Annotated in this window: 16 protein-coding genes; 12 read left to right on the top strand and 4 right to left on the bottom strand. The window is 66.9% G+C overall.

The genetic code is table 11. From position 1 onward, the window contains the following. Positions 1-285 precede the first annotated feature (285 nt). A complete protein-coding gene (locus tag AAIL68_RS00080) occupies positions 286-1269 on the top strand; it encodes a quinone oxidoreductase (protein WP_347137450.1) in 984 nt (327 codons plus the stop codon). 4 nt (positions 1270-1273) lie between these two features. Here the strand turns inward: AAIL68_RS00080 and oiaX are convergent, their stop codons facing one another. Together oiaX and AAIL68_RS00070 are read right to left on the bottom strand one after the other, a co-directional pair. After that, positions 1274-2515, bottom strand: coding sequence for a 3-oxo-isoapionate-4-phosphate decarboxylase OiaX (gene oiaX / locus AAIL68_RS00075; RefSeq protein ID WP_347137449.1), 1242 nt, complete (start codon positions 2513-2515; stop codon positions 1274-1276). Further along, positions 2512-3864 carry a four-carbon acid sugar kinase family protein gene (locus tag AAIL68_RS00070; protein ID WP_347137448.1) on the bottom strand — a complete coding sequence of 451 codons (1353 nt, stop codon included), beginning with the start codon at positions 3862-3864 and terminating at the stop codon, positions 2512-2514. Before AAIL68_RS00070 ends, oiaX begins: the two co-directional genes overlap by 4 nt. A gap of 85 nt (positions 3865-3949) precedes the next feature. On the opposite strand from AAIL68_RS00070, the gene AAIL68_RS00065 reads away from it, so the two are divergent. The 11 genes from AAIL68_RS00065 to AAIL68_RS00015 all read left to right on the top strand — a co-directional run bounded on the left by AAIL68_RS00065 (position 3950) and on the right by AAIL68_RS00015 (position 14491). Then, positions 3950-4780 (top strand): phosphogluconate dehydrogenase C-terminal domain-containing protein, encoded by an 831-nt coding sequence (locus AAIL68_RS00065; protein ID WP_347137447.1) that lies wholly within the window; start codon positions 3950-3952, stop codon positions 4778-4780. Positions 4781-4896: 116 nt separating this feature from the next. Continuing rightward, positions 4897-5838 (top strand): D-ribose ABC transporter substrate-binding protein, encoded by a 942-nt coding sequence (locus tag AAIL68_RS00060; RefSeq protein WP_347137446.1) that lies wholly within the window; start codon positions 4897-4899, stop codon positions 5836-5838. 59 nt (positions 5839-5897) lie between these two features. After that, positions 5898-6542 (top strand): DUF2291 domain-containing protein, encoded by a 645-nt coding sequence (locus AAIL68_RS00055; RefSeq protein ID WP_347137445.1) that lies wholly within the window; start codon positions 5898-5900, stop codon positions 6540-6542. After that, positions 6539-8077 carry a sugar ABC transporter ATP-binding protein gene (locus tag AAIL68_RS00050; RefSeq protein WP_347137444.1) on the top strand — a complete coding sequence of 513 codons (1539 nt, stop codon included), beginning with the start codon at positions 6539-6541 and terminating at the stop codon, positions 8075-8077. The genes AAIL68_RS00055 and AAIL68_RS00050 overlap by 4 nt, the downstream gene beginning before the upstream one ends. Continuing rightward, complete coding sequence (locus tag AAIL68_RS00045; RefSeq protein ID WP_347137443.1) at positions 8074-9132, top strand: ABC transporter permease; 1059 nt, start codon at positions 8074-8076, stop codon at positions 9130-9132. The genes AAIL68_RS00050 and AAIL68_RS00045 overlap by 4 nt, the downstream gene beginning before the upstream one ends. A 1-nt stretch (position 9133) precedes the next feature. Further along, the gene (locus AAIL68_RS00040) at positions 9134-10156 is read left to right on the top strand and encodes a Gfo/Idh/MocA family oxidoreductase (protein ID WP_347137442.1); all 1023 of its coding nucleotides are present in this window, start codon (positions 9134-9136) and stop codon (positions 10154-10156) included. Then, positions 10147-11880 (top strand): hypothetical protein, encoded by a 1734-nt coding sequence (locus tag AAIL68_RS00035; protein ID WP_347137441.1) that lies wholly within the window; start codon positions 10147-10149, stop codon positions 11878-11880. The genes AAIL68_RS00040 and AAIL68_RS00035 overlap by 10 nt, the downstream gene beginning before the upstream one ends. 27 nt (positions 11881-11907) lie before the next feature. After that, on the top strand, positions 11908-12642 hold the full coding sequence (locus AAIL68_RS00030) for a transcriptional regulator NanR (protein ID WP_347137440.1): 735 nt from the start codon (positions 11908-11910) through the stop codon (positions 12640-12642). 92 nt (positions 12643-12734) lie between these two features. Continuing rightward, positions 12735-12887: a hypothetical protein gene (locus tag AAIL68_RS00025; protein ID WP_347137439.1), complete on the top strand. Its 153-nt coding sequence runs from the start codon at positions 12735-12737 to the stop codon at positions 12885-12887. Then, the gene (locus AAIL68_RS00020) at positions 12878-13204 is read left to right on the top strand and encodes a hypothetical protein (RefSeq protein WP_347137438.1); all 327 of its coding nucleotides are present in this window, start codon (positions 12878-12880) and stop codon (positions 13202-13204) included. Before AAIL68_RS00025 ends, AAIL68_RS00020 begins: the two co-directional genes overlap by 10 nt. A 252-nt stretch (positions 13205-13456) precedes the next feature. Continuing rightward, a complete protein-coding gene (locus tag AAIL68_RS00015; protein WP_347137437.1) occupies positions 13457-14491 on the top strand; it encodes a tyrosine-type recombinase/integrase in 1035 nt (344 codons plus the stop codon). Positions 14492-14824: 333 nt separating this feature from the next. Here AAIL68_RS00015 and AAIL68_RS00010 read toward each other — a convergent pair whose 3' ends face one another. Together AAIL68_RS00010 and AAIL68_RS00005 are read right to left on the bottom strand one after the other, a co-directional pair. Then, complete coding sequence (locus AAIL68_RS00010) at positions 14825-15325, bottom strand: cell wall hydrolase (RefSeq protein WP_347137436.1); 501 nt, start codon at positions 15323-15325, stop codon at positions 14825-14827. A gap of 72 nt (positions 15326-15397) precedes the next feature. Then, on the bottom strand, positions 15398-17686 hold the full coding sequence (locus AAIL68_RS00005; protein ID WP_347137435.1) for an arginine/lysine/ornithine decarboxylase: 2289 nt from the start codon (positions 17684-17686) through the stop codon (positions 15398-15400). Positions 17687-17883: the final 197 nt, after the last annotated feature.

The following is a 17883-nucleotide window of genomic DNA, read 5'->3' as shown; positions in this document are numbered from 1 at the left end:
TGCCGGGCCGCTCCCGGCCGGACGGGCGCGTGCTTTTGTCCCAGAAGGCGGGATCGGCGGGGGATTGGGGAAGGGCTGGTGGAACCTGCGAACAAAAATCGGAAATCGCAACGATCCAGCCAGGCATCGGGGTCCATCCGGCATTGAAGAGCCTTGAACAACAGGCCATTCCGCCAAAGGTTTCATTGATCTTTATTAATGCCTTGCGGTTCCTGCCCGGATGCGGGCTGGACTTGAGATCGGATCCGGCAAAAGATCGGGCAGAATCAACGCAGGATGCCTCTGATGCAGACCCAGGCCATCCGTTTTTCCGCATTCGGCACGCCGGAGGTGCTGTCGCTGCACCCGGTCGATCTGCCCCCGCCGGGCGCGGCCGAGATCCAGTTGCGCCACACGGCCGTCGGGCTGAACTTCATCGACATCTATCACCGCAAGGGCGTCTTCGCCGCGCCCCTGTCCCTGCCCGGCGGCCTGGGGGTCGAGGGCGCAGGCAGGGTCACGGCGGTGGGCGAAGGGGTGACGGGCTTTGCGCCGGGGGACCGCGTGGCCTATGTCGGCGGCCCGCCGGGCGCCTATGCCCAGGCCCGGAACCTGCCCGCCGCCCGCGCGATCAAGGTGCCGGACAGGATCGACGACACCACTGCAGCGGCGATGATCTTCAAGGGGCTGACCGCCGAATACCTGATCCATCGCTGCGTGGCTGTCCAGCCAGGGGACCGGGTTCTGGTCCATGCGGCGGCGGGCGGGGTCGGCTCCATCGCCTGCCAATGGCTGAAGGCCATCGGCGCCGTCGTGATCGGCACCGTGGGGTCCAAAGCCAAGGTCCATGCCGCGCTGCGCAACGGCTGCGCCCATGTGATCGTCACGGAAACCGAGGATGTGGCCGCCCGCGTCAGGCAGATCACCGAAGGCAAGGGGGTGCGGGTGGCCTATGACTCGGTCGGGGCGGATACCTTTGCCGCCTCGCTGGACAGCCTGGCGCCGCGCGGCACGCTGGTCAGTTTCGGCGAAAGCTCGGGGCCCGTGCCGCCGCTGGCGGTGTCGTCGCTGGGGGCCAAGGGGTCGCTGTTCGTGACCCGCCCTTCCATCGCGCATTACACAGCGGATCGCGCGGAATATCAGGCTGCCGCGCAGCGGTTGTTCGCGGCCATGGCGGACGGGACGCTGGCGCCCCCGCAGGTGACGACCTATCCCCTGGCGGACGCCGCCCGCGCGCAGGACGACATGGAACACCGCCGCACCCAGGGGTCGGTCGTGCTGCTGCCCTGAGGGTTCAGCCCCACCTGGCCAGCGAAGCCGCCAGATCCGGGTCGGTCTTCGCGGCGTCCTGCAACGTCTCGCCCGCCGCCGCCGCGGCCCAGGCACGGCGGATGGCGCGCACGCCCGCCGCAGGCCCGTTCGGATGGCCGTGGATGCCGCCGCCGCCCAGATACATCAGGTCCAGCGTCTGCCCGGTGCGCCGATAGGTTTCGACCGCCTGCCCGCCCCATTGGCCCGAACAGACCACCGGCAGGGGCCGGTCCGCGTCCGAGAAGATCGGCGTCATCACGTCATGGAAGGACCGCACGAAGCTGTCGTCAGGCTCCCAATATTTCGCTCGTATCCCGTTGATCTGGAACTGGTCCACGCCCAGCAGGCGCCAGATCTTCTGCCAGGCGCGGAACTCCATCCCCAGGGCCGGGTGGCGGGTCAGGATGTCCCAGCCGTTGCGATGCGCATGCAGGCAAAGCTGCGACCGCTTGCGCAGGAAGGCCATGCCGCCATGGCCGATCGAGTTGATGTTGACCACCGCCGCATTGCCGCCACGGGCCGCGACATGGTCATGGTCGCGCATCATCCGGTCCGGGTCGGCCGAGGAGATGCCAAAGGCATACATCACCTTTTTCCCCGTCCGGTCGGCATGGCGCTCGATCACCGGCATGATCGCATCGACCCGCGCGGCAAGCGGCGAATAGCCGGGCGACATCAGCTTTTCGTCGTCCTTGATGAAATCGACGCCCGCCTCGCACAGGGTCTGGACGACTTGCGCGGTATCCTCGGGCGAGAGGCCGAGCGAGGGCTTAATGATCGAGGCGATCATCGGACCTTCGGAAACCCCCATCAGGCGGCGGGAGCCTGCGATGCCGAATTGCGGGCCGGGATGGCAGGCAAAGGCGGGCGGCAGGTCGAAATCCATGACGCGCACGCCGGTCAGCCCGCGTATGGCATAGACGCCCCCCACGGTGATGGTCATCAGCGCGGCGATGTCGGTGCCGATGGCCTCCAGCGGCCAGGAAATGGTCACATCGGCGCGGTGGAAGGGGCCGGGCGCGTCGGACGGAAAGCCTGGGGTTTCCGCGTCGGGCAGCGGGTCGATTCGTTCCACGCGGGCGGCATAGCGGGCCTTCAGTGCCTCGGTTTCCCCCGGCAGTTCGGTAAAGGTGCCGGTGGACTGGTCGGCGGCGATCTTCTGCGCCAGGGCCTCGACGTTGCCCGGTGTCTCGATGCGATAGGTGACGCGGATATGGTCGGTCATGCTGCTGTTCCCCTTGGCCCGCCGCCGTCGCGGATCCAGCCGAAATAGTCCTCGGATCCCATCTGCCCGCCTTTCAGGGCGATTTCCAAGCCATCATGCGGGCCGGTTCCAAAAGCCTGGCACAAGGCCGCGCCGGGAATGGTCGGCGCCTTTGCGACAAGCGCCGACAACCCAAGCTGCCGCATCCCGTGCCCCGAGGTATCGCCGCCCGAGATCACCGCGCGCCGGACGCCTGAGGCGCGCAGCGTTCCGTCCAGGATGCGGCCAAGCGCTTCCCCGATGCGGCGGTTGGCGGTGGCGGGGTCCATGCCGCTGCGGGCAAGTGCCGCGCGGAAGGCATCGACCTGCGGGCCTTCGCCGCATGCGGAATGGACCAGCGGGCTTTGGCCCGCTTGGGCGGCGGCGATGGCCGCCTGGGTCAGGCGCCGCTCCTCCTCCGCCATGTCGGCATCGCTGCCGGTGACCGCGCGGGCGTCGAAGGGCAGCAGGGCAAAGCCGTTCCGCCCCGCCCAGTCCAGTTGCCGCGCCGTGGTGGGCGAGACGGAACCCGACACCGCCACGATCCGCTCGGCACGCAGCAAGCCGCCCGGCGCATCCGCGCGCGGGATCGCGCCGCTGTCCTGCCAGTGGCGGACAAGCGCGTATTCGACGCCCTGGCTGCCCGCGACGAACCCCAGATCGGCGCGGTTTTCCCAGATCAGCCGGCCTGCCGCGGTTTCGCTGGCAGGCTCCATGCTGTCGAGAGACAGGATTCGCGCGCCTGATGCCAGCGCCTTTGGCAACGCCTGCAGATCCCCCAAATCCTCCAGGTCGATCAGAGCGGAGGGCAGGTCCGTCTGCGCCGCCAGATGGCGCAGCAGGTCGGATTCGGCCATCGGCGTGACCGGATGGCGCGACATGACCGGATGGCGGTCCAGACGGAACACCCCGTCCAGCGTGCCCGCGAACAGGTGCCCGAATGCCTGATACCGCCGCATCTGCGGCGCGGCGGTCAGCAGCGGCACGGCCTTGGCGGGGCGCACCTGCAAGCCGATCTCGATCGCTGCGCCGATGGAGCCGCTGTCGGGCGAGGAATCGAAGGTCGAGCAGATCTTGTAATGCAGGATCGGCGCGCCAAGCCCGTCCAGCCAGCCGAACAGCGCAGGCAGGTTCCGGGCCATCCAGGCCGGATCATGGCTGCGCGCCGTGGTGGCGATCCCCACCCCCCGGCAGCCCGCGAACCGCGCCGCCAGATCGGGCGTCGGAATGTCGGTGAACAGGACCGAGGGCAGGCCCGCGAATTGCAGCACCTCCATCACCGCAGCCGATCCGGTGAAGTCGTCGCCCAGCCATGTGACCCAAGGCGCCATCGAATCCTCCCTTGACAGTCCAAGTTTCTGATTATCTCATCATACCAGTTTGGCAAGGATGATTCCTGCTGAGGAGGATAACAAGATGACGAAAGTTGCCCTGTTCGGGGCTGGCGGCAAGATGGGCGTGCGCCTGTCCACGAACCTTGCCAAGACCGACTTCGACGTGGCCCATGTCGAGGTCAGCGATGCCGGACGCGAGCGGCTGAAGACGGAGTTGGGCTTCGACACCGTGGATGCCGATGCGGCGCTTTCCGGGGCCGAGGTCGTGATCCTGGCTGTGCCGGACACCGTGATCCGCAAGGTCGCTGCATCCGTGGTGCCGCAGGTGGCAGCAGGCACGATGATCGTCATCCTGGACGCCGCCGCGCCCTTCGCGGGCCACCTGCCCGAACGCGCGGACATCACCTATTTCGTCACGCATCCCTGCCACCCCCCGATCTTCAACGACGAGGATACGCCGGAAGGCCGCGCGGACCATTTCGGTGGCGTTGCCGCGAAACAGGGCGTGGTCAACGCGCTGATGCAGGGCCCCCGCGAGCATTACGAACTGGGCGACCGCATCGCCCGCGCCATCTATGCCCCCGTGGCCCGCAGCTACGAAGTGACGGTCAAGCAGATGGCCATGCTGGAGCCGGGCCTGTCGGAAACCGTCTGCGCCTCGCTGCTGACGATCATGCGCGAAGCCATGGACGAGGTCGTGGCCCGAAGCGGCGTTAGCAAGGAATGTGCCCGCGACTTCCTTCTGGGCCATATGAACATCCTGGGTGCGGTGATCTTCGAGGAACGGCAGGGCCAGTTCTCGGACGCCTGCAACAAGGCCATCGAGTTCGGCATCCCCATGCTGATGCGCGACGACTGGAAGAAGGTGCTGGAATGGGACGAGGTCGCCGCCAGCATCGAGCGGATCACCTGAACGGAAAAGTAATCGTCATCTTGTCATACCTGTTGACAGGATGGCGATTCCCCCGCAGCTTGAAACGGTCAGAGAGGAACCGGCAGCAGTCCGGCTGACCTTATGGGAGGAAAAACATGAAACTGACCCGCCGGCTGATGATGTCAGCCTTTGGCCTTGCCATGACCGTGACCATGCCGTCCTTCGCCAGTGCCGAAGGGCTGATCGCGATCATCACCCCCAGCCACGACAACCCCTTCTTCAAGGCCGAGGCCGTGGGCGCCGAGGCGAAGGCCAAGGAACTGGGCTATGACACCGTGGTCATGGTTCATGACGACGACGCGAACAAGCAGCTGGAGCTGTTCAACACCGCCACAGCCCAGGGCGCCAAGGCGATCATCCTGGACAATGCCGGGGCCGATGCCACCGTTGCCGCCGTCCAGAGCGCCAAGGACGCAGGCATCCCGTCCTTCTTGATCGACCGCGAGATCAAGGAATCCGGCGTCGCCGTCAGCCAGATCGTGTCGAACAACTACCAGGGCGCGCAGTTGGGGGCCGAGGAATTCGTCCGCCTGATGGGCGAGACCGGCAAGTATGCCGAGCTTCTGGGCCGCGAGGCGGACACCAACGCAGGCATCCGGTCGTCCGGCTATCACGACATCATCGACCAGTATCCCGACATGGAGATGGTCGCCCAGCAGACAGCCAACTGGTCGCAGACCGAGGCCTATACGGTGATGGAGACGATCCTTCAGGCCAACCCGGACATCAAGGGGGTAATCTCGGGCAACGACACCATGGCCATGGGCGCCTGGGCCGCGCTTGAGGCTGCGGGCCGGACCGACGTGATCGTGGTGGGCTTCGACGGGTCGAACGACGTGCGCGATTCCATCAAGGCGGGCGGGATCAAGGCCACCGTCCTGCAGCCGGCCTATCGCCAGGCGCAGCTGGCCGTGGAACAGGCCGACAAGTATCTCAAGACCGGATCGACCGGCGTGGATGAAAAGCAGCTGATGGACTGCATCCTGATCACGTCTGAGAACGCCGACAAGCTGGAAACCTTCGCCCTGGCGGAGTGACCACGTTTCGGCCCGGCGCATGGTCGCCGGGCCGCTTGTCCCTTGCCCCGGAGTCCCGCATGATGCGCGCGATGACCGCGATCCTTGGCCTGTCGCTGGCCCTGACGGCGCTTGGCGCCTGCAAGATCGTCCCCAATCCCGAACCCGGCAGCGAAAACGCAGGCGCCCCCCAGTCCGACGAGGACCGGATGGCCGCCAAGGCGGGCGAGATCTATGCCGCCCAATTGGTTCCCTATGTCAGCGGGAAGGCCATCGACCTGCCCATGCTGACCACTGCCCTGCAGGGTGGGTTGGAGGCCGCCGGCAAGGCCCATGGCGTGCGCCCCCAGGCCGAGGGCAGCCCCTGGAACTTCCTGGTCAAGGGCCAGGGCACCGTGGTCGAGGCCAATCGCGAATCCCGCGCGGCTACCCTGACGCTGGATGCGACCGGCGACGGAAAGGCCGACGTGACCATCCAGCTTGGCCCGGTCATCAAGGGCACGGCGCTGCGCGATGCGGCGGATTTCATCGTCTTTACCGACTATCGCGACCAGATCGAATTCGCAAAGCTCGCCCGTGCGCTGAACGACCGCGCGCATGGGGCGATCCAACTGCCCGAGGGCGACCTGACCGGCAAGACCTTCCGCTTCGAGGGCGCGACGACGCTCCGCAGCGCCACCGATCCGGTCCTGGTCGTGCCAACCCTGCTGGAAGCCGCGCCATGACGCATGACATCGGGTTGCAGATCCGGGGCGGCACCAAGGTCTATCCCGGCACCCGCGCGCTGAAAGGGGTCGATTTCGACCTCCGCATGGGCGCGGTCAACGTGCTGGTCGGCGAAAACGGCGCCGGCAAGTCCACCATGATGAAGGTCATCGCCGGGGTCGAGCAGCTGACCGAGGGCCGGATCCTCATGGACGGGGCCGAGGTCCATTTCAGCGGCACCGACGACGCCCGCCGCCACGGCATCGGCATCGTGTTCCAGGAACTGAACCTGTTCCCGAACATGACGGTGGCGGAAAACATCTTCATCAACCGCGAGATCACGCGCGGCCGCATCGACATCGACATGGCCGCGCAGCGCGAGGCCACGCGCGGGTTGATGCGGCGGCTGGAACACGACATCGACCCCGATGCCCTGGTGGGCGACCTGCGCGTCGGCCAGCAGCAGATCGTCGAGATCGCGAAAAGCCTGGCGCAAGACGCGCGCATCCTGATCCTGGACGAACCCACGTCGGCGCTGTCGGCCGCCGAGGTCGAGATCCTGTTCCGCGTCATCGCCGACCTCAAGCGGCAGGGCGTCGGCATCGTCTATATCTCGCACCGGCTGGAGGAGCTGATCCGCATCGGCGACTACATCACCGTGCTGCGCGACGGCACGATCACTGGCGCGCGGTCGATGGAGGGCGTCGATGTGGACTGGATCGTCCGCGCCATGATCGGCGAGGCGTCCAGGGACTTTGCCAAGGACATCGACCACCCCTATGGCCCCGAGGTGTTCCGGGCCGAGGACGTGACCCTGCCCCGCCCCGGCGGCGGCCTGGCCGTCGATCACGTCGGCATGTCCCTGCGCGCGGGCGAGATCCTGGGCGTCTACGGGTTGATGGGCGCGGGCCGCAGCGAGTTCCTAGAATGCGTGATCGGCCGCCACCCCCATGCGGGCGGGCGCATCTTCGTGGATGGCAAGCAACTGAAAACCCGCACCGTGTCAGGCCGCATCCGGTCGGGGATCGCCCTGATCCCCGAGGATCGCAAGAATGACGGGTTGGTCCAGATCCTGTCGATCCGCGAGAACATGACGCTGTCGTCATTGAGCGAATTCACCACCGGCTTTCACATGAACCTGGGCGCCGAGCGCGGCACGGTACGCGATTTCGTAAAGCGCCTGACCGTCAAGATCGCGTCGATGGAAAATCCGGTCTCCAGCCTGTCGGGCGGGAACCAGCAGAAGGTGGTCATCGGCAAGGCGCTGATGACGAAACCCAAGGTGCTGCTGATGGACGAGCCCTCTCGCGGCATCGACATCGGCGCCAAGGCCGAGGTCTTCCGCACCATGCGCAAGCTGGCCGCCGAGGGGCTTGGCATCGTCTTCGTCACCTCGGACATGGAGGAGCTGATGGCGCTGTCCGACCGCATCGTGGTCATGTCGAACGGCCGCGTCACGGGCGAATTCGACCGCAAGGACGCGACCGAGACCCTTGTCATCGCCGCCTCCGCCAAAGGGCACGTCCCCACCCCATCCAAGGAGCATGTCGCATGACCCATGCCGCCACAGACGCGCCGCATCAGGCCGGTTCCGCGAACCTGCTGCTGCTTTTGCTGAAGGCCCGGACCTTCATCGCTCTGATCCTGGTCTTCGCCTTCTTCGCCTTTGCCGCGCCGAATTTCCTGTCCACGGCGAACATGGTGATTATGTCGAAGCACGTCGCGCTGAACGCCTTTCTGGCGATCGGCATGACCTTCGTGATCATCTCGGGCGGGATCGACCTGTCGGTCGGATCGATCGTCGGCCTCTGCGGCATGGTCGCGGGCTGGCTGGTGCTTTACGGCATCGACCCCGGCCTTGGCTGGTCGATCCAGTTCAACACGGTCGAGATCTGCCTGATCGTGATGGGGGTGGGCGTGCTGATCGGGGCGGTCAACGCCTTCCTGATCACGAAACTGAACGTCGCGCCCTTCATCGCTACGCTTGGCACGCTTTATGTCTGCCGGGGCGCGGCGATGCTGTTTTCCGACGGCCGGACCTTCCCGAACCTGAACGGCAACCCCGAATACGGATCCGACACGTTCCGGCTGATCGGGGCGGGGAATGTGCTGGGCCTGCCGATCTCGATCTGGATGCTGGTCGTGGTAGCGCTGATCGCGGCCTATGTCGCGCGCCGCACGCCGCTGGGGCGGTACATCTATGCCGTGGGCGGCAACGAACGCGGCGCGGCGCTATCGGGGGTCAAGGTCAACCGCATCAAGTTCTTCGTCTACATGTTCAGCGGGCTTTGCGCGGCGCTGGTGGGGCTGATCGTCTCGTCCCAACTGGTCGCCTCGCATCCCGCGACGGGTCAGGCCTTCGAGCTGAATGCGATTGCCGCGGCCGTCCTTGGCGGCACGTCCATGTCGGGTGGGCGCGGGCGGATCGGCGGCACCATCGTCGGCGCCTTCGTGATCGGCGTGCTGTCGGACGGGCTGGTGATGATGGGCGTGTCGTCCTTCTGGCAGACGGTCATCAAGGGGCTTGTCATCATCGCCGCCGTGGTGGTCGATCAGGCGCAACAGAAATTGCAGGCGCGCGTGGCGCTGCAGGCGGAAGCGGGGAAGTAGGATGAAGGGTGCATTGATCGGCTGCGGGTTCTTCGCGCAGAACCAGATGCATGGCTGGACCGGGATCGAAGGGGTCGAGATCGTCGCCGTCTGCGACCGCGATCCCGCGCGGCGCAATGAGACGGCAACGCGCTTTGGCGCCCGCCCCTATGCCGACGCCGCCGAGATTCTGGCAGCCGAGGATCTGGACTTCGTGGACATTGCCACCACCGTCGCCTCTCACCGTCCGCTGGTGGAACTGGCGGCACAGGCGGGCGTCCATGTCATCTGCCAGAAACCCTTTGCCGAGACGATGGAGGATGCCCGCGCCATGGTGGGTGCCGTCGATGCGGCGGGAAAGACCCTGATGGTGCATGAGAACTTCCGCTGGCAATCGGCGGTCCGCGCCGCCATCGAGGCGGTGCGGGGCGGTGCCGTAGGTCAGCCCTTCTTCGGGCGCGTCAGCTTCCGGTCGGGCTATGACGTGTTCTCGGGCCAGCCCTATCTGGCGACCGATCCGCGCTTCATCATCCAGGATCTGGGCATCCATGTCCTCGACGTGGCCCGCGCCCTGTTCGGCGATGTGGCGACGCTGGCGGCCACCACGCGGCGGATCAACCCCGCGATCCGGGGCGAGGACGTGGCGACCATGCTGCTGGAGCATGAAAGCGGCGTGACCAGCGTGGTCGATTGCTCCTATGCGACCCGCCGCATCCCCGAAACCTTCCCGGAAACGCTGCTGGAAATCGACGGCGACCGGGGCACGCTGCGGCTGGACGCAGGCTATCGGCTGGTGATCCAGACGGATGGAGAGCAGGTCCGCGACGTGGCCCCGCCGGTCCTGCCCTGGGCGGAACGGCCCTGGCACAACATCCAGGAAAGCGTGCAGCTTATTCAGCAGCACTTCGTGGATTGCCTGCGCAGCGGAATGCAGCCCGAAACCTCGGGCCACGATAACCTGAAAACGCTGGCCCTGGTCGAGGCGGCTTACCGCTCCGCCGCCGACCGTTCGCGCATCGACATGCGGGCGCCGGAATGGACCTGACCCGGCTCTACGGCACCGACAAGCCGCCGCGCCAAGGACAGGTGTTGCGCGCGGGCGAGGCCACGGCAACGCTGGAAGCCGGGCAGTTGCGCCACCTGCGCGTGGGCGGGAGCGAGGCGATCCGCGCTGTCTCCTTCCTGGTCCGCGACCGGGACTGGGGCACGGTGGACCCCGTGATCTCGGACCTGACGGTGGACGGCGGACGCGTCACCTATCGCGCGCGCTATGACATGGGCGCGGGCAGTCTCGATGCGCAGGTCGTGCTGACCCTGACGCCCGACAGCCTCACTGCCGAGGTCGTGGCTGTGATCCATGGCACCGTGGAAACCAACCGCGCGGGCTTCACCGTGCTGCATCCCATCGAAGGCGTGGCCGGCGCCCCGGTGCGGGTCGGCCATCCCGATGGTGTCGAAGATGCGCGCTTCCCAGCGCTGATCGAACCCTGGCAGCCCTTCAAGGAGATCACGTCCCTGATCCATCAGGCGGGCGACCTCCGCATCGAATGCCGCCTGGAAGGCGATGTCTTCGAGATGGAGGACCAGCGCCAATGGGGCGATGCGTCCTTCAAGACCTACAACCGCCCGCTGGCGCTGCCCTGGCCCTATGCAATCCGTGATGGCGAGGAACTGCGGCAGGCGGTGCGCATCACCTGGACCCCTGCCCCGGCTGCCGAGCCGGTCGCGCCGATCCGCGCGCAGGTTCCAAATGCGACATTCCCCGAAACCGCGCTTGTGGTGACCGCCTCTGACGCCCGCCGCGCCACGGCCAACCCCAACGACCTGCGCCGGATCGGCGCGCAGCGGGTGCTGTGCCATCTGGACATCGCCGCAGGGCACGGGCTGGCGGAACTGCAAGCTTTCGCAGCCTTGCAGGTGGTTCTGCCAGACCTCGCCTATGACCTGGAACTGATCGCCGCCTGCCCGCCCGACAGCGACCCGGATGCGGAATTCGCAAGCTATGCCGCCGATCTGGCGGCATCAGAGTTCCGCCCCGCATCCATCATGACCTGTCCCTCGGTGGACCGGCAATCGACGCCGCCGGGATCGGAGTGGCCTCCCTGCCCGCCGCTGGACGCAATCCACGCCGCCGCCCGCAAAGCCTTTTCCGGCATCACCCTGGGCGGGGGCATGGCGAGCTTCTTTCCCGAACTGAACCGCAAGCGCCCACCCGCAGATGCCTGGGATTTCGTGACCCACGGCCTCTGCCCCATTGTCCACGCCGCCGACGACCTGTCGGTGATGGAGACGCTGGAGGCCGTGCCGCATATCCTCGCCTCCGCCCGCGCGATCATCGGCGGCCGGGATTATCGGCTGGGCCCATCGACCATCGCCATGCGCCAGAACCCCTATGGCAGCCGCACGATCCCCAACCCGGACCGCGACCGGGTCTGCATGGCCGAGGACGATCCCCGCCAGGATGGCGCCTTTGCTGCAGCCTGGACTTTGGGATTGGCCGCAAGAATTGCGCCCGCAGGCGTGACGGTCTGGACCCCTGCCGCGCTTTACAACCCGCGCGGGCTGGTCCGCGACGATGGCAGCCTGCGGCCCGTGGCGGCGGTGGTGCGGGCCTTGGCCGCGCAGGCGGGCCAGCCGGTGCGCCGCGCGACGGTGGCCAAGGGCCGGGCGGAACTGGCCTTCGACGATGCCACCCTGACCGCCAACCTCACGCCCGCCGATCCCGAGCCCTTCGGCTGGCAAAGCCGCCCGCCTTCGCCTAAGTCCTGACCAAAGACCGCAGACAAGGGCCACGCCATGAAACACGACCCCCATGCCAGCCCCGACCGGATCACCCGCCGCAAGCTGTCCGACCAGGTCTTCGACCGCCTGCGCGAGATGATGGCCAGCGGCGAGCTGCCCCCCGGCGCGCCCATGCCGTCCGAACGCGACCTGATGGAGCGGTTCGGCGTCGGCCGTCCCGCCGTGCGCGAGGCCTTGCAGCACATGCACACCATGGGCCTGATCACCATCAGCCATGGCGAACGCAGCCGCGTGAACGAACTGACGGCGGGCAGCGTGCTGGCCCGCGTCGATGACGTGGCGCGGATGCTGCTGTCGTCGGAACCCGAGCAGCTGGAGCATCTGAAGCAGGCCCGCCGCATGTTCGAAACCGGCCTGGTCCGCGTGGCGGCCGAAAACGCCACCGCGCAGGACGTGCGCGACCTGCGCGAACTGGTCGGCGAACAGCGCGCCCGCACCGGCGACCCCGAGGCCTTCGTCACCGCCGACATGGCCTTTCACACCCGCATCGCGCAGATCTCGGCCAATCCGATCCTGATGGCGACCAGCCAGGCGATGCTGCGATGGCTGTTCCAGTATCACGGCGTGCTGCTGCACTGGTCGGGAAATGAAAAGATCACGCTTCGGGAACATGACGACATCGTGGACCTGATCGCCGCCCGCGACGCGGATGGCGCGGTGGCGGCGATGGGGGCGCATCTGGATCGGTCCAACCCGCTTTATCGCCACCACGCAGGTCAGGGCGGCTAAGCTCCGGTTCACCGGCGCGGCCTCAGACGCAAGCCTGGTTGCGGCCAGAGCCACGCCCCCATGGTCTTTCCGGCAAACGGCAATGGTCCGGGATGGCGCATTGGAAAAAACCATGCGGAGGCGGCGATGAGCCGGGACGGCGTGGCGGTGGTGGTCGGCGCAGCGGGCGGGCGCTTCTGGACCGGCTGCAGGCGCAGGGGCGGTTCCGCGCGGTGATCACCTATCACGCCTCTAGGTGGATCTGACGGATGAGGGCAGCATCGCCCAGGCCGCGCAGCGGGTGGCGGGGCTGGGCACGCCCGGTCTGGTCATCATCGCCACCGGGTTTCTGCACGGACCGGGGATCGAGCCGGAAAAGATCCTCCAGGCCTTGGACCCCGCCGCGATGGCCGCGTCCCTTGCCGTTAATGCCATCGGCCCTGCGCTGATCCTGCGCCATGTCCTGCCGCTTCTGCCCCGCGACAGGCCGTCGGTCGCAGCCGTGCCGTCGGCCAGGTCGGCAGCATCGGGGACAACCGGCTGGGGGGCTGGTATTCCTATCGCGCCGCGAAAGCCGCACTGAACCGGATCGTCCGCACGGCATCGGTCGAATTGCGCCCCACCCATCCGCGGGCGATCTGCGTGGCCTTTCATCCCGGCACGGCGGCCACCAGCCTGTCGCGGAAATTCGCCAGGACCGGGTTGCAGATCCAGCAACCGGCCGAGGCCGCCGCCGCGCCGCTGGCCGCCATCGACCGGCTGACCCAGACCGTTTCGGCGCCCCGATCCCGTGGCAGGCTTGCACTGGCCCCTTGGCCTGCCGCATTCTGCGCGCATGGATCTGCCCCTTGCTTCCCCCGCCCTGTCCGCCGATCAGGCCGAGGCGCTGACCGCACTCTATCGGCGCGGCACGCCCGCCAACACGCTGCGCGCCTGGGAACGGGATCTGGCCTATATCGCCGCCTGGAAGCAGGCGGCCTTCGCATCGCCGCTTGCCTGGCCCGAGACGGAAGCCGTGGCGCTGCGCTTTCTTCTGGATCATTCGCAGGATCTGATCGATGCCCCCGGCGCCGCGCAGGACACGGCGCTGGCGCTGATCGCGGCGGGGCTGCGCCGGTCGCTGGCCTGCCCCGCGCCCGCCACCCTGGACCGCCGCATCGCCAGTTGGCGGGCCTTTCACCGAATGCGGAACCTCCATTCGCCTTTCGAATCGCCGCTTGTCGCACAGGCCCGCGCCCGCGCCCGGCGCGCGGCGGCGCGGCCGAGGGCGCGCAAGTCCGGCAACCCCATCACCCGCCCGGTGCTGGAGGCGATGCTGGCCACCTGCGATCACAGCCACCGGGGCTTGCGGGACAAGGCTCTGCTGATGCTGGGCTGGGCCTCGGGCGGGCGGCGGAGATCCGAGATTTCGGCCCTGAACGGGGATGACGTGGACGCGCGGGACTTCGAGGGTCAGGGCCTGCTGCGCATCCGGCTGCTTGCGACCAAGACCACCGGCCCCGACCTGGCCCCCCGCCTGCCGCTGAAGGGCCGCCCGGCCCGCGCGGTCATGGCCTGGATCACCGTGGCGGGCATCCACGGCGGCCCGCTGTTCCGCCCGATCAGCCTGTCCGACCGGGTGCTGAAGCGCCGCCTTGGCCCCGAAGGGATCCGAGAGGTCGTGCGCCATCGGCTGGTGCTGGCGGGCTATCCCCCGGATTTCGCCAGTGCCCACGGGCTGCGGTCGGGCTTCCTGACGCAGGCCGCCCTGGACGGCGCGCCCCTGCCCGCCGCCATGGCCCTGTCGCTGCATCGAAGCCCTGCGCAGGCGCAGCGTTATTACGCGGATGTCGAGATCGCCGACAATCCGGCCACCGATCTGCTGGGATAAGGCATAAGGCCTTTCCCCCCAAGCCCTGATGGCCGCTTTGGCGAAACGAGGCCATCGCCCAGGTCCAGCCTGTCTTTCCTTCGGGGCGGCGGGCCAGCATTTCCTCGGGCCATGCCGCCAGCAAGAAGGGATCGACCTGTAGGGCAGCCGGGCGGTCGCGGTGCTGGACCCGGCCACCGAATACAGCGGCAACCGGCTGACGGTCACGGCCGCCGGGAGGCAGGGGATCCTCAAGCCCATGGGCCCCGGCGAACAGCAGTTCACTGGCCGAAGGCGGGGAAGGGGTGGACCTGAACCCCACCTGAACCCCGACGGCTCGCGGCGGGACGCGGGCTAGCGGCCGGTGATGCCTTCGATGGGCTGCGGCGGGACCGGGCGCGTCACCAGATAGTTCCGGCGCTTTTCGTAGAAGGCATTGCCGCCCGTCACCAGCACGTAATGCATGTTGTCATAGGGAAACCTGTGTCCCGCCGTATGGAAGAACATCGCGTTGCCGACCAGCGGATGGCGTTCGCCGCGCAGGACCGACCGGGCGGCCTCGCGCACCTTGGGCGCGGTCTTCAGGTTCATCTTGCGCTTCATGATGCCCGGCGCGAACTGGTTCTTCTGCCCGACGACGCCGCAGACCGACCGGGGATACTGGCCCGATTGCACGCGGTTCATCACCACGCTGCCCACCGCGACCATGCCGTCGCGGCTGGAGCGGTTCGATTCGAAATACATCGCCCGCTCCATGCATTCCTGTTCGGACATGCGATGCCCGAAGCCGCAGCCCGCCAGCCCCAGCAACGACGCAAGCGACAGCCCGGCCCAAACCCGTGAGATCCCCGTCATCGTCCTGCCCCTGCCTGTTTTTGCAGGATGCTTAACAGGAACCGGGATGCTGCCGCAAGCCGACGCCTGGGGTCAGGAGGCCACGCAATCGGCATAGTGATGGACCACGCCATCCGGCCCCGCTTCCAGCACCAGCCCGTGGATGTCGGTCTCGAAGCCCGGACATTCGCGCGCGAATTCGCGGTTGAAGCGCAGATAGTCCACGATCTTGGCGTTGAAGGTTTCGCCCGGAATCAGCAGCGGGATCCCCGGAGGATAGGGGGTGACCAGGCTGGTGGTGATCCGGCCTTCCAGATCGTCGATGGGCACGCGTTCGGTCTTGCGGCGCGCGATATGGGAAAAGGCCTCGGTCGGCGTCATCGCCGGGTGATGGTCGGTCAGGTAGATCTCGGTCGAAAGGCGCGCGACATCGTATTTCGCATACAGCGCATGGACGTGTTGGGACAGATCGCGCAGCCCCATATGTTCGTATCGCGGATGCTTGGCGCAGAATTCCGGCATCACGCGCCACAAGGGCTGGTTGCGGTCGTAATCGTCCTTGAACTGCTGCAAGGCCGCGACAAGCGTGTTCCAGCGGCCCTTGGTGATGCCGATGGTGAACAGGATGAAAAAGCTGTAAAGCCCGGTCTTTTCCACCACCACGCCATGTTCGGCCAGGTATTTCGACACGATCGATGCCGGGATGCCGGTCGTGTCGAACCGCCCCTCGATGTCCAGGCCGGGGGTGATGATGGTGGCCTTGATCGGGTCCAGCATGTTGAAGCCCGGCGCCATGTCGCCAAAGCCGTGCCAGCTGTCCTCTCCGTCGCGCTGCACGCCTTCGCTGTCAGTGCGGCGCAGCACCCAGTCCTTGGTGCGGCCGATGCCCTCCTCCTCCAGCGCGTCGGGGCCCCAGACCTGGAACCACCAGTCGTTCTCGCCGAATTCGGCATCGACCTTGCGCATGGCGCGGCGGAAATCCAGGGCCTCCAGGATCGATTCCTCGACCAGGGCCGTGCCGCCCGGCGGCTCCATCATCGCGGCGGCCACGTCGCAGCTGGCGATGATCGAATATTGCGGACTGGTCGAGGTGTGCATCAGGTAGGATTCGTTGAACAGGTGCCGGTCCAGCTTCGTTTCCTCGGAATCCTGGACCAGGACGTGGCTGGCCTGCGAAATCCCCGCCAGCAGCTTGTGGATCGACTGGGTGGCATAGGTGACGGCGTGCTTGGTGCGGTCGCGCTTGCGGCCCATCGCGTGATAGGTGCCGTAGAAGGGGTGGAAGGCCGCATGGGGGATCCAGGCCTCGTCGAAATGCAGGTTCTCGACATAGCCATCCAGCATCCGCTTGATTTCCTCGGTGTTGTAGAGGACGCCGTCATAGGTGGACTGGGTCAGCGTCATCATGCGCGGCCTGACCGCATCGGCATCGACGCCCTGCAGCAGCGGGTTCGCGCGGATCTTGGCGCGGATCGATTCGGGCTCGAACTCGGCATGCGCGATGGGGCCGATGATGCCCCAGTGGTTGCGCGTGGGCCGCAGGAAGACCGGGATCGCGCCGGTCATGATGATCGCGTGCAGGATCGACTTGTGGCAGTTGCGGTCCACGACCACCACGTCGCCGGGCGCGACCGCGTGGTGCCAGACCATCTTGTTCGAGGTGCTGGTGCCATTGGTCACGAAAAAGCAGTGATCGGCGTTGAAGATCCGCGCGGCATTGCGTTCGGACGCGCCGATGGCGCCGTTGTGGTCCAGAAGCTGGCCCAGCTCCTCGACCGCGTTGCAGACATCGGCCCGCAGCATGTTCTCGCCATAGAACTGGTGATACATCTGGCCGATGGGCGATTTCAGGAAGGCCACGCCGCCCGAATGGCCGGGGCAGTGCCAAGAATAGGATCCGTCCTCGGCATAATCCAGCAGCGCCTTGAAGAACGGGGGCTGGATGCCTTCAAGATAGGACTTCGCCTCGCGGATGATGTGCTTGGCCACGAATTCCGGCGTATCCTCGAACATGTGGATGAAGCCGTGGAGTTCGCGCAGGATGTCGTTGGGCAGGTGGCGGCTGGTCTTGGTTTCGCCATGCAGGAAGATCGGCACGTCGGCGTTCTTCCAGCGCACCTCCTCGATGAAGTTGCGCAGGTCCACGACGGCGGGATCAAGGTCGGGGCCGTGGCTGAATTCCTCGTCGTCGATGGAGAGCACGAAGGCGGAGGCGCGGCTTTGCTGCTGGGCGAATTGCGACAGGTCGCCATAGCTGGTAGCGCCCAGAACCTCGAAGCCCTCGGCCTCGATGGCCTCGGCCAGGGCGCGGATGCCCAGGCCCGAGGTGTTCTCGGACCGGAAATCCTCGTCGATGATGACAATGGGAAATCGGAATTTCATCGGCTTTCCTTTTGATCAACGCCGCGAGTCGCGTCGTTGTTTCGCCTGCGGGCCTGCCCGTCAAGACCGGCATGGCCGAACCATGCCGATCCGGCGACTGCAAAGACGAAGCTTGTCCCCCTGTCGTGAACGGCGTAGACCGCGAATCAGGCCAAGGCCAAACCCCTGTGCCGCGCCAAGGCTTCCACCATCATCAG

The sequence above is a fragment of the Paracoccus sp. SSK6 genome (genome assembly GCF_039770665.1).
Taxonomy (GTDB): Bacteria; Pseudomonadota; Alphaproteobacteria; order Rhodobacterales; family Rhodobacteraceae; genus Paracoccus.
The sequence above is the reverse complement of the archived record's forward strand: the minus strand, read 5'-3'. Positions and strand labels throughout refer to the sequence as shown.